The sequence below is a fragment of the Parabacteroides sp. AF39-10AC genome, assembly GCF_003635405.1.
In the GTDB taxonomy this organism is placed as follows: domain Bacteria; phylum Bacteroidota; class Bacteroidia; order Bacteroidales; family Tannerellaceae; genus Parabacteroides; species Parabacteroides distasonis.
Genome location: NZ_QTLP01000049.1, coordinates 1 through 13,212 on the forward strand (window position 1 = coordinate 1; position 13,212 = coordinate 13,212).

14 protein-coding genes are annotated in these 13,212 nt (G+C 37.5%); all 14 read right to left on the bottom strand.

What is annotated here, in order from left to right:
- Positions 1-1,026: CDP-glucose 4,6-dehydratase (gene rfbG, locus DW033_RS23350; RefSeq protein ID WP_122383214.1), on the bottom strand; the 1,026-nt coding region annotated here is incomplete at its 3' end.
- A 15-nt stretch (positions 1,027-1,041) separates the two neighbouring features.
- Entirely contained in the window at positions 1,042-1,857 is an 816-nt protein-coding gene (gene rfbF, locus DW033_RS23355) for a glucose-1-phosphate cytidylyltransferase (protein ID WP_005856281.1), read from the bottom strand.
- Positions 1,858-1,905: 48 nt separating this feature from the next.
- Positions 1,906-2,736: a phosphorylcholine transferase LicD gene (locus DW033_RS23360; protein WP_005856279.1), complete on the bottom strand. Its 831-nt coding sequence runs from the start codon at positions 2,734-2,736 to the stop codon at positions 1,906-1,908.
- A 9-nt stretch (positions 2,737-2,745) separates the two neighbouring features.
- Positions 2,746-3,165, bottom strand: a complete 420-nt coding sequence (locus DW033_RS23365) for an adenylyltransferase/cytidyltransferase family protein (RefSeq protein WP_005856277.1) — start codon at positions 3,163-3,165, stop codon at positions 2,746-2,748.
- Between the two features lie 9 nt (positions 3,166-3,174).
- The gene (locus DW033_RS23370; RefSeq protein ID WP_005856274.1) at positions 3,175-4,350 is read right to left on the bottom strand and encodes a glycosyltransferase; all 1,176 of its coding nucleotides are present in this window, start codon (positions 4,348-4,350) and stop codon (positions 3,175-3,177) included.
- Entirely contained in the window at positions 4,347-5,249 is a 903-nt protein-coding gene (locus DW033_RS23375) for a hypothetical protein (RefSeq protein ID WP_005856272.1), read from the bottom strand. Before DW033_RS23375 ends, DW033_RS23370 begins: the two co-directional genes overlap by 4 nt.
- A gap of 8 nt (positions 5,250-5,257) precedes the next feature.
- Positions 5,258-6,319 carry a hypothetical protein gene (locus DW033_RS23380; protein WP_008780443.1) on the bottom strand — a complete coding sequence of 354 codons (1,062 nt, stop codon included), beginning with the start codon at positions 6,317-6,319 and terminating at the stop codon, positions 5,258-5,260.
- Positions 6,316-7,467 carry a glycosyltransferase gene (locus DW033_RS23385; RefSeq protein ID WP_005868195.1) on the bottom strand — a complete coding sequence of 384 codons (1,152 nt, stop codon included), beginning with the start codon at positions 7,465-7,467 and terminating at the stop codon, positions 6,316-6,318. Before DW033_RS23385 ends, DW033_RS23380 begins: the two co-directional genes overlap by 4 nt.
- Before the next feature lie 111 nt (positions 7,468-7,578).
- Positions 7,579-9,108 carry a hypothetical protein gene (locus DW033_RS23390; RefSeq protein WP_122383215.1) on the bottom strand — a complete coding sequence of 510 codons (1,530 nt, stop codon included), beginning with the start codon at positions 9,106-9,108 and terminating at the stop codon, positions 7,579-7,581.
- A gap of 235 nt (positions 9,109-9,343) precedes the next feature.
- Positions 9,344-9,715 (bottom strand): acyltransferase family protein, encoded by a 372-nt coding sequence (locus DW033_RS23395; RefSeq protein ID WP_005856250.1) that lies wholly within the window; start codon positions 9,713-9,715, stop codon positions 9,344-9,346.
- 328 nt (positions 9,716-10,043) lie between these two features.
- The gene (locus DW033_RS23405; RefSeq protein ID WP_005868194.1) at positions 10,044-10,805 is read right to left on the bottom strand and encodes a DNA-binding domain-containing protein; all 762 of its coding nucleotides are present in this window, start codon (positions 10,803-10,805) and stop codon (positions 10,044-10,046) included.
- A gap of 51 nt (positions 10,806-10,856) precedes the next feature.
- Positions 10,857-11,525, bottom strand: a complete 669-nt coding sequence (locus DW033_RS23410; protein WP_005868193.1) for a sugar transferase — start codon at positions 11,523-11,525, stop codon at positions 10,857-10,859.
- Positions 11,522-11,911, bottom strand: coding sequence for a hypothetical protein (locus tag DW033_RS23415; protein WP_048927435.1), 390 nt, complete (start codon positions 11,909-11,911; stop codon positions 11,522-11,524). The genes DW033_RS23410 and DW033_RS23415 overlap by 4 nt, the downstream gene beginning before the upstream one ends.
- 46 nt (positions 11,912-11,957) lie before the next feature.
- A complete protein-coding gene (locus DW033_RS23420; protein ID WP_048927436.1) occupies positions 11,958-13,061 on the bottom strand; it encodes a transcription termination/antitermination protein NusG in 1,104 nt (367 codons plus the stop codon).
- Between the last annotated feature and the right edge of the window lie 151 nt (positions 13,062-13,212).

Below are 13,212 nucleotides of genomic sequence, written 5' to 3' on the forward strand. Positions count from 1 at the left end.
ACGAACATCCCCACCTGCTAGCCAAACCTTACTCCATTCAACAATCTTTTCCATTGCCTCATCCAGATTCCATCGAGGGCTCCATCCAAAAGTCTTTTTCAATTTAGAGCAATCAAGCTTCAAGAAATTTGCCTCGTGAGGACCACCATCATACTTGTTCACCCACCTCATGCCTTCGCCCCACTTGTTCACAAATAGCTCAACAAGAGCGCCTGTTTGAAAACAATCCACATCATCGGGACCTACATTATAATAATCCGCAAAACCGATATCCTCATATTGCTTCATCGCTATCAGCAGGTAAGCATACAAAGGTTCTAGAACATGTTGATAAGGACGGGTAGAGTATGGATTACGCACAACAATATCCTCATGTTTTACAGCCGCACGGATACAATCAGGTATTATTCTATCACTGGCGAAATCTCCACCACCTATCACATTACCCGCTCTAGCAGTAGAAATAGGAATAATAGGCAGACCATCAATATCTGTAAAGAAAGAACGCTTGTAGCTATGAGTCACCAGCTCCGAACAGGATTTGGAATTTGAATAAGGATCATACCCATCCAATTCCTCATTCTCCCTATAACCCCAACTCCACTCCCTATTCAAATACACTTTATCCGTAGTGACATTCAAGAAAGACTTCACGCAACAATTATTGCGAACACACTCAAGAATATTCACGGTACCCATCACGTTTGTCTCGTAGGTATAGGCAGGATCTTTATAAGAATCTCTAACAATGGGCTGAGCGGCAAGATGCAGTACAATTTCTGGTTGCGACTCATCAAAAGCCTTCTTCATGGAGGCATAATCTCGTATATCGCCAATCACGGAATGTATGTCATCTTCAATATTAGCAATTCGAAATAGCGATGGTTCTGTTGGGGCTTTCAGTGAATATCCTGTAACGATCGCTCCGGCATTAGCGAGCATCCTACACATCCAAGAGCCCTTAAAGCCGGTATGGCCTGTAAGGAAAATCCTCTTGCCTTTATAAAAATCCAATATATTTCCCATTCGTATGATAACTTATTATTTTGCGTAATCTGGTATTTCCGGAACAGAGCGCTCCCAACGCTTCCAAGGAGCTTTATCCTCGGCAAGCAGTTTTTCAAGCATAGATTTCTCACGTATATTATCCATGCACTGCCAAAAACCAGTATGGATGTAAGACATCAACTGACCCTCTTGCGCCAACTTGACTAGTGCGGTCTTTTCGAAGACACAAGAGTCACCCCCTTCCAGCATATCAAAAACCTCGGGTTCCAACACCATGTAGCCGGCATTAATAGGAGCGCCATCAGAGGCGTTCTTTTCCCGAAAAGCCCTTACGGCTTGATCTTTAGTAATATCTAAGACTCCTTTATCTTGTGCTATCTTGACGGCCGTAAGGGTCGCAAGCTTGCCATGGCTCTTATGAAACTCCACCAATTTATCAATTTCTACATCACAAACACCATCGCCGTATGTCATCAAGAAAGTCTCATTCTCTATATATCTCTGGATACGCTTAATACGACCTCCAGTCATAGTGTTGTAGCCCGTATCAACGACTGTGACTTTCCAAGGCTCCATATTAGTTTGATGAACGGTCATTTCGTTGTTGCCACCACGATAGTCGAAAGTCACATCAGAGTTATGAAGGAAATAGTTGGCGAACCACTCCTTAATATATTCCTGTTTATAACCGGCGCAAATGATAAACTCGGTATAACCATAATAGGCATACTCTTTCATAATGTGCCACAAGATTGGCATACCACCAATCTCAATCATTGGCTTCGGCTTGAACTGAGATTCCTCAGATATACGAGAACCGAAACCTCCTGCAAGAAGTACTACTTTCATGATAAAGAAAAGATTTTTCAGTTAAGTAATCAGCTAAAGCTAAGATAATTAAGAATTAAACTTGTCTTTATAAATTGTATAATCATTATGTATATCAACAAAAACTGCATGAATAGGATATTCTGTAAAAATATCAGAATTAGGGATTTTCATAAAATCGCTACCATACCTAAGAGAAAGATATTTTTCCGCTTCAAAAGGAATAGGTAAAAGGAGATTCTCAAAATTCACATAGCGCTGAATTCCTAACCATTTACGAGGAAAACTCGTTTTGGGAAACGGAGCCTTCCCAAAAAAATGGCCAACAAGTAACGTATTTTTAGTTGAAAAGTGATTCAATATTTTGAATAAAAAGTTTTTTGCTGTAGTACCTACAACAAAATGACAAGAATTAATAAATACTTTCTTGAAAAAGCTATCAGAATCGTAATCTACCAAATAAAGAGATGTAGCTTTTAAAATTTGAGCGGATAAATATTGAATATAACGAACAAACTTATTAGGTGATACATTATACAAACACATTATATCAATATAAATACCTTGATGCATTTTATTATATCCTTTTTCAATACAAGTTGTTCCATTCATTCTTAACTTAGAAAAAAACAAAGGCCACTCAGTAGAATTTTCTCTTTGAAGATGAAATTTTTCTGTATCAAGATGTATAGAAGCATAATGAAGGAACTTATGATAATTATTAAAAGTCATAAAAACGTCAAAATCATCATCCCATGGAATAAAGCCATGATGCCTAACAGCGCCTAAAGCACTTCCACCCATTAAATAATATTCTATATCATATTTCTTACAAAACTCATCAAAATAAAACGCTATTTCTAATATTTTATATTGAAAATCTTTAATATCAACATTCATAGTAGTAATTTAAACTAGTTTATCACGCAATATAGTAGAAGAAATACCTTTAGTATAAGGAAAATAAACAACTTTAGCTCCATTCTTATTCAACTCAGCTTCTACTTCCTGAAACAAAGAATTACCTTTCCAGTCATCACCAACAAACATCACATCGAAATGCAAACGATGATAAGCAGACATTTTATCTCGATTAACTTGAGGAACTACTTTATCTACATATTTGCAAGCCTCAACAATTGCCTTACGATTATCATAAGAGATTATAGGACTTTTATGCTTATACTCTCTTACCAATTCATCGGTACTAACACCAACAATTAAAAAATCACACAATTCCTTAGCTCGTTTTAGTATGTTTAAATGACCAATATGAAACATATCAAACACTCCAGAAGTGTATCCAATAATAAAATTTTCGTGACACATAATTATATATTATTTCAACAAACTATTATACAAATCCACCCACCTTAGCATAACATTTTTTACAGTAAAATAATGGAGACAATTAAAAGCATTCTCTGAAAGTTTACAACGCAATTTTTCATTAGTAATTAAGTCATAAATCGAGCGAGAATATTCAGATATGTCCAAAGACTTAATAACTTTTGAATTAACATCATTAATTAAGAAACCTCGAATAGCCATACAATCATCAAAAGCAATAGGGACTACTTTCATCTGCATAGCTTCAAGCAGACTTAGTGGAGCACCTTCTAATAAAGAGGTAAACATTAGTATTGACGAACGTTCAAAATATTTCTTTGAATCATCACGCCCAACCAATTTCACATTTACAATATCATTTTTATTTATAAAGTCTTTATAAACAGATTCCCACTCTCCATAACCAACTATAGTTAAACACCAATCTCTCACGTCATAAGTAGATAAAAAATGTTTCCAAATTTTTAATGCTAGTAATATACGCTTAGATATTTCATCAAATCGAGCCACAATTAGCAACTCATTTGTTTTAGAATAGTTACGCTCAACATAATCAAATGAGAGAAAATTGGGAATTGAGACCATCTTAGAAGAATCCTTCAAATTAGCAATAGATCTATAAATGGGTATATAAGCATCAGATAAGAGAACTAAAGCATCTGAGTATTTATAGATAGATTTATACTTCCTTTTGGTAGTATATTTAACTAGAAAACGAGTAATAGGGTAGAAGAATAACAATAAAAGATAAATAAGCCACTTAAAAGAAATCCGCCTATTAAGAACTTGAAACAAAAGAGATTGCTTATTATATCTAATATTCTCTGTTCCTGGAAGATTATGCAAAACTGATATAATTTTCACTTTTAATCCCGCAACAGCTTGACCAAGGAATTTCATATTAACAGCTCTTGATGCCTGATTATGAATAATAGAAATCTCATTATCAATAAGAAAAGAACGGAAACCATCTAAATCATTATAATCAATTTTAAATTTCGCATCAAAGACTAATTGAGAGGAACTATATTCAGAATCTTTAAAATAAGCTATAAAACAATGAATTCCAACACTAGACAAATATTTGGCAGACAACAAAGTGACTTTTTGATTGCCACTACCTGATTCAGAAGGATCTAATAAACTAATAAACAAGATATTCATGATCTATACTTATCAAATAATTTACGATATATTTTCTGAAAAGGAATATAGTGATTCTTATAACCATCTATAACACATATGCTTTTATAAAAATTTATCGTGTGCAAACCATCCGAGTAATATGACGAGGAATCAGGATAAAGGGATATTACTTTTGTTTCATTATAGGACTTATCTGAAATATCCTCAACTTTATACAGAATAATACCTTTACCATACCCTTGTAAACAATCCTGAGCTGGTCTGTATACAGTATTATTTACGTACATGAAATCACCAGCCATTCTGCTCCCAAACAAATTAGATTTTATTAATATTGGAGACAAATCGTATCCATATAATCTATTATTTGAAGTCCACATATACAAATCCTTATTATATGCATTTCTTGAAGTTGCAAAAAGATAAAAGGCTCCATTATAAGGCAAGATTGTAGCATCCGCAACTGCAACAGGAAGCATAGTACTGAAATGTTCACAAGAATGTAACAAAGTATTATACTTATAAACATTAAGTTCTGTAGAATACGAATTTTCAGGAACAATATAAACCTCATCAAGAGTATCACCTCTAATAATCAAGGGATAAGAGTTATGTATATTATCATCTATCAACGTATATTTTTCAATTATTTCACCTGTACATTTATCGACAGACAAATGACATATTGTTGCTACATTTTTACTACCTAACAAGATATCTTCTACAAGCAAATCAATAGTGCAGTCAGATACATTTAAAATGAATGGATCTGCATAACAATGAAATTTAGAGTCTCTCCTTAACCAAGTGATATTAGACAAATCAATATTATCACTGACTAAATCTTCTGGAATAGCATTAAAAAATCCCACATTCCATTCTTTATAAGATATTTTTTTCTTTAAATCAAAAAACATATAAATAATTAATTGGTTTTACCACAAGAATACTTACCCGACATTACTATCCAAAAAAACAGACCTCCCCAAAGATATGTATTAATAATAGCACTTTCGGACAAACTCAAAAATAAATATTGAAGCATTACAGGAATGAGAATCGAATTATAATCAAACTTAGAAACAGCCTTACAATATAGATTATACAAATATGCTAAAGAAAAAATTCCAGAAGACAGCAGCAATGATATATACGCAACATCTATTATAATAGACTCATCAATCTTAGTTGCACCAATCAACAAATTATTCGGAGTTAATTCGCCAAATACGAGCAAAGAATACCTTAATCTACCAGAACTAATTTCATGAATAAAAGAATACTCTGATTCATTAAATAAAACAACAATAAAAAAGAATAGTATCACAAATGGATAAGACAACAATATATATTTATTAAAGAAACATTTTTTTAAATTTGTTTTTTGAACAAAAGATAAAACAAGCAGAATACAGCCAGAGAACAGAACCGTACGAGAATAAAATGATTCATATATAACAAAGACTATAAAAGCGACAAGAAATGTATTAATTTCTTTCTTTAAAACCACAAGAAAAATAACCAAGAAAAACAAATACAATGAAAACAGGTTAGGATTTCCATATCCCATATCACTAACAACGCCTCCAGACTTATAGAAAAAATCAGAATATTCTTCATGCAACACTCCTAAAATCAATAAACCGTAATTTATAATTAAGAATAATACAGTTAGACAAAAAGAATATTTAGCCATTTTATCAATATAAAGATTCCTAGATATTGATACCAGCAATGACACAAACAACATTTTAGATGCTTCCACACGAAACAATGAAAGTATAAAAAATAGAACTATCCAATAAATATTATCATCTATCTTTGTAAAAAGCAACGAAATAAAAGAAATACCAATAATAAGTATAGATAAATTAGCAGTAGCAAAGTCTGATATATTTAGTGTCATTTTAAGATTAACAAGAAATATTATAATAAAGAACAATATCTCTAAAATTCTATTCTTCTTAATAACAAATGAGCCAGTCATAAAATACTATATATTTCATTCATTGTTTTTTCAACATCAAACATCAAAGAACGTTTTGCTGCTTTATCTTGATAGACAAAGACCTTATTATAATCATTGACAAATAATTTAATTGCATTATACAGAGATTCATCATCATTGTCTGCCAAAACCCCATACTCGGAATTTGACCCTAAAAGCTCTACTGGACCAACTGTTTTTGTAGACACAATTGCTTTTCCCAGACATAATGCTTCCGCCACAACTAAAGAAAATCCCTCTGCCAAAGAACAACTCACAAATAAATCCGCACACTTTATATAGACATAAGGATTAGGCTTATAACCTAAAAGGTGTACATTATCATCCAAATGTAAATCATGGATCATTTTACTAAGATCTGACTCCAAACAACCTGCACCAACAATCCAAAAATCTATATCATATCCATTATCTACAAAAATTCTAGCAACTCTTATAATACTATCAAATTGTTTTTGTCTAACCAATCTTCCTACTAGACAAACCGTAAATTTCCTTTTCTCAACTTTAAACTCATTTGCCCGCAAGACAATTGTCTTACAATCTATCAAATTATATATTACTTTTGTGGATGTAGTCACATTAAAAAGTTGTTGAAATTTATTTTTCGCATCATTAGACACAAAGATCACATCATCCATTAATTCATAACATTTCTTCTCATGCTTATTACTTTTGAAATACCTTTTTGTCCAATGGAAATTAAACAGATCTACGTGCACCCAAGATAAATGCCTAATTCCTTGCTTCAATATAAAGCTATGATACACCAAACTCCGTCCTTCTAAAAAAGATATTATCGTATCATACTTTTCACCTTTCATCTTATCAATTATTATCTGTCTTCTAAAAAATAATATATAAAAATAATATAAACCAAAATAGGACATTATTTTTCCTATCATCCTTTCTAATAAGGGTCTATTAATATTATAGAATAATATTATTTTTCTCACTTCTAAAGGCACTAGATTTGCATAATTTCCAAAATCATGTTCTAACAAAAGATCTATATCATATTTACTATAATCAAAATTATTAAGCATATCCACCAATAATTTTTCCGCTCCACCATCATAAAGGCTTTGCATCACGAACAGAATTCTTTTTTTATTGCCACAAGTCATATATAAATAATTTAAATTCAAATTACATCAAATATATTCTAGTTACTTAACATGATTCAATAACCCTACATTGCTTATATACTATTTTTACTCTATTAATAACAAAAACAACTATTTAACAACAAATCGTTTTAGAGCCGCATGCAATATCATACGCTCACTTGATTGCAACAAACTATAAATAACACTAAAGCCAATAAATACGGAAAGCGAAAAAACTATCAAGAAACGAAAAACTGAATCATTAGGTTCGATTAACATCAATATAGAACCGACTAACACCAATGAGAATGTAAAAATTAATATAGGCCTAACAACATCTCGAAAGTATTTTCTCATATTCAACTGTATTTGCCTATGAATATCACACAAACTATAAAACCAATATCCTACATTTGCTAAAACCGCAACAATAAATGGGACAAGCGGATTAGCATTCAATCTTAACAAAAGATAGCTTATAGGTAATATCGCCAACGTGAACATTCTACCATATACTTGACTGTTTTTTATATGTCCAGTTGCATTTGCCGCCATCCATAGAGGTGGTATAAATACTCCTATCAAGGATTCACACAGAACAAGACGAGTGAATGATATAGTATGGCTTGGAACCTCACCTAACCAAACCTCCAGTATAAACTCTATCTCAACCATTACAGGTATAGCTATCAAGGCCGCTAAGAAATAAGCATATTTAGAGCTTTTCTCAATTAGTGTCACCATGTATTCACAATCACCGGAAGCATATGATTTAATTATTTGAGGTTTAACCGCTGTCATCATATTCTCAGTAAAACGTGTAACAACTGCGCTTACTTGCACAGAAACCGCTCGTGCCGCATTTACAGCGGGACCAAAGAATATATTTAAAAGGATATTTGTTCCTTGTACACCTGCAGACCAAGCGAAACAGCCAAATAAATTTTGACCTATAAACTTTGACATCTCTGCGACCAAACTATAATTCCAATAAAACCTAAATTTACATTCGGTAAATGACCTTACACTATATATCGCATAAATTAGCCAGACGAAGACAGAAACTATAGCCATAAGCAAACCATACAATATCAACGAATCGATTGTTCCAAAAGCTTCAAGCAAATAGACTATGAATAATCGAGCACAAGCCTCAAAAAGACCAAGATAGGCATATATATTCATTCGCTCATGCGCAACTATAGCCCCCATTAATGGGACTTGATTAATAGCGGAAAGTATGGAGATCAATGAAAAATGATATACCCAAACGGCAGCACCTAACCTCTCTGGAGGTATCACTAACTTATTGTATACAAACCCAAGTCCCAATGTTTCACCAAACAGCAATAATAATACGGACAACAGCCACATGAGGGTTAGGCTCTGTCTAAAAGCACATCCTGTCTCCATTAAGTCTTGTTTTCCCAAACCTATATTCATATATCGTTGGGTAACATTAGATAAACTAGAAATAAAAAAGCTCATGATGGAAACTACCCCTCCCACCACATTATAAATGCCGAAATCCTCTACACCCAAAACCCTCAACACGACCCGACTGGTGTACAGCGTCACCCCCATAATCAGAAGCATGCGCATGTAGAGGAACAACGTGTTCTTAGCTATTCGCTTATTGTTTTCGGAATTTGCAGACATAAAATCGTAATCGAACAATCCAAAGCACACACTTTATTAAGACACACCAGACAATGCAGAGAATAATATTTCATGACTTAAGAGCAATTAAAGCACATATTTTTTATGTATTTTACAATAAAATGCAATATACAACCCAATAATACACTAGAAATCACATACACTACAAAAGCAAAAAAAGGATTATCTATAATACGCATTAAGGAATAACGTCCTTCACTAACAAGCTCAAACATCAAATATATCTCAAAACTAATAAAAAACAAAAATGAAACATATTTATTAGGAACAGATTTTTTACATTGAAATGATAATCATCCACAAAATAAAGGAATGCAAACATTAAAATCAGAAATGGATAATATGTAACTGAAAGTTTAAAAAATCTTTGTTTCAGAAAAGACATATCATATTCCATCCGGCTATTATTATTCCATACAATACCAAATAGCATACCAGACATTGCGATAAACAATGTTACAAAGACACCTCCGAAATAATGTCCTAAAAATGAAATTGAATTATAATTATGACAAAAATGGCATAGCAATATACCGGTAATAGCAAGAGCCCTTAAATAGTCGAAGGCAACAATACGTTCTCTCATCTCTCTATTAATAAATCATTTAAATATTATGCAAACTCAATACAAGGCGTACACTCTAGGGGAGGCTCTTTGCAGTACCCTAAACCTAGTCATATTAACAATCAATTTTGATTTTAACATTATCTGTGTCCAATGTAATGTTATTAGGAACTTTATTCACATAATTCCTACACCCATTATCAGATCACACCGTGATCTCACCAATGTACAAGCTATTTCCAAAGCATACTCAACCGAGAAATCTCTGTTACCTTATCAGGTAAAGGAGGTTTACCAGTACAGGTAATAGTGATTTACCTGTACTGGTAATAGCGATTTACCAAATATGTCAGATCTCATCCGGGCTCTCGCTATCGCCACCGCCATCAGCAGGCTTTCCGCCCACCCAAATTTGCGTACTTACGCTACGAGGCGTTTTCAGTATGTGACCCGCACTACCATACTGCGTCGTCACAGTCAGCGTGTACTCACCTTCCGCCAAATCAGCCGGCAGGAGCAACGTGAGCGAAGAAGGGTTGTTGATGGTGATCTGGTCATCCGTCAGTTTCGTGGTGGCACCTTTGGAATCGGTCAGCGTAACACCTACCGACTCGTGGTCGCCAACCACCTTCAGCATCGCCCCACGGACGAAAAAGTTGTGACCCGCAGTGGCACTGCCGTCCTTCAAGCCCGTCTTACGATCCTCGGTCTCCAGGATGTACATGATGTTAGACTTCTCGCCGAGGATCTCCACCACGGTCTTGGCGATCGCCTCGCGCAGAGCCTTGTCTTGCGTGAAAGAGACGTAGATGGAATTATTCTCCTTGTTCCAAACGCCGCCCTCGACCACGCCTTTCAACTGGGGGACGGCACGGAACAGACCCGTGTTCACGCTATAGCCGTTTAAGATCAAGTCCATTACTATCCGATGGTAGAGAGTCACAGAGTGACGCATCGTCTCCGGGCGTAGACCGGTGTCTTGCTTGTACATCTCCTCCAACACGTCATCCAAAGTTAAACTTCCAGCCGAAGCCAGCAGCAGGATCTTGTCCGTCTTGTTGTCGGTGGTCACCGAATTGTCGATAAGCCAGCCTTTCAATACTTTCTTCATGGTATTTTGATTTATGGGAAGGACGGAATTGCCCTTTCCGGTTATCCTTGTCTAGAATTTCTTACCAAATGCTATGTTCAAGAACGTCTTCACCAATATCTTGAAATCGAACCACCACGAGCGGTGTTCCAAATAGAACAAATCGTAGCGCAGACGGCGAAGCATCTTCTCCAGCGTATCCGTATAGCCGTTGTAGAGCGTGGCATAAGAGGTCACGCCCGGACGGATCTGGTACAGGTAACGATAGCGGGGATCACGTTCCATGATCTGGTCGATGTAGAACTTCCGTTCCGGACGGGGACCGATAAAAGACATATCACCGATGAAGACATTCCACAATTGGGGCAACTCGTCCAAATGATGCTCGCGCAAGAACTTCCCCGCACGGGTCATACGGGGATCCGCACCTCCCTTGTAAAGGGCGGGACCGAATTTCTCAGCGTCCAAACGCATGCTGCGGAACTTATAGATATGAAACGGACGACCGAAACGACCGATACGCTCTTGCTTGAATACAGCCGGACCGCCATCCTCACACCTCACGACGATATAGCAAATTAAAAACAAAGGGGAGAATACGATCAAAGCGATGAAGGCCAAAAGACAATCCCCAATACGCTTCACGTTACGTTCGATAGCATTCATCCCATCCGGGATGAATCGTTCCGGATTCTCTCCCTCTCTTTTTTCGAAAGGAATACTACTACTCTCTTCACTCATACGATCTCACTTAATGAAGGCAACCCCTTCACCTCGCCGGCATGCCACGCTTGGTAGTCCTCATGGGAGAGTTGGGATGCTGTTAATAATTTGTAATCTATGTCGTCTCTTCGCAAGATGTGCCTGCGGGCATACGAGCGGAGCGAACGATCCGTAACGGACACCATCACCACCGGGAACGGGTAGCCGAGCAAACGCATTGGCGTAATCTCGCTGTCCGGGAATACATGGCGCAACTGATAGGCCGAGCACTCAAATGCCACCCAGTAAGGCCCCGTGCAATACAGGTGAATCAAGTTTTGGTTCGCACGCTCGCGGCTCATGATATCATTTAAATGCTCGTTCAGCAACCGCACCAAACGAACGCCGGAAGGAAGGGAAGACATGTTTTGAATTATGATTGTTGAATTATGATTTAAACTGTCAACTCTATTAGTGTCTCAGCCATCGATCGTAATCGTCCAGCCGGCGGATCAAGGATAACTTGCTTTTCTTGGGCGAGGACTCACACCGCCACGGGTCCACAACCTCGTGCGCCATCTGCCGGTAGAGACTGCTGTCCGTGCAACCGTAGAGCGTCACCAGCAACAAGGCACGGGATTGCGGAGCCTTTACCAACGGGAGCATGCTTCGCATCGTGGCGAACAAGCGTACGAACTCATCCTCCTCGCCTAACAGCTTGTAGGTAGGTAGGAGCGACGAGTAGACCTTGCAGCGCATCACGTCCGTCTCCGCACGGAGAGAACCGTAGGATCTCAATACCTCACGGGCCAAACGAGTATCCTCCTCAGATACGCTGCCGGAGGCATGGTAACGTCCCAAGGCATCGTGCAAGCCCTCCCGCAGGCGATCGTTGTCCAGATGGGTATAGGCGTGCTTACCCTTGGTGTTCAGCTCGATCAGCTCATACTCGCCCGGCTTCACCTCCAACAAGGGGACCCACATGCAATCGAGGATACGCGCCATGACATCTTTATGCCCGCCACCCGGCTGGATCACCACCTCCGCCTCCATACCGGTAAAATAACCGGACGTGATACGCACGCGATCACCTTTTAGCAGGCGATCGCTGTCAGGAACGTACACCGGAAGCTCGTTGGAATAAGATTCAGCCACCCAACGTAAATTACCCATCTCGTCATCCGAGAGATAAGGGAAATGAGTCATGCCTCCGGAAGAGACCCGGGGAAGGAAATTGTATAGGGGAAGCGTACGCTTCATCTGGAAGATCTCCTCCACGGAGGACCGGATAAACACGTAGTTGAACAGCAGGGGCCGCTTCGTGTTTACCATCTTTCCGTCCACCTTCCTCACCTCCACATAGGAGGGGGCGAAATACTCGAACAACGTCTCCCCACGACGCTCGCGCCGGGAAAGCTCGGCATCCAAGCTTTTAGCGGGGCTGATCCTGTCGCGTCGTGCCACACCCGTAGTAGGAAGCGTGAGCACGTACCAGCGTACAGTCTTCAGGTCATGACGCTTGCCAACCCGCGCCGTACCCCTCTCCGAGCGACCGTCTCTCAAAACATTCATCATTATGATTATCTTTTCCTAAGATTATATCAAGATCTCCACTCAAGCCTCACGACAATTCAAAGCCCTACCAAGAGCGCCCTATTTACTCCTGATAAACAACACTTTATGTCTTTAAAAATGGCTTTTCTGAAAATCACCATCGCTTGAAATA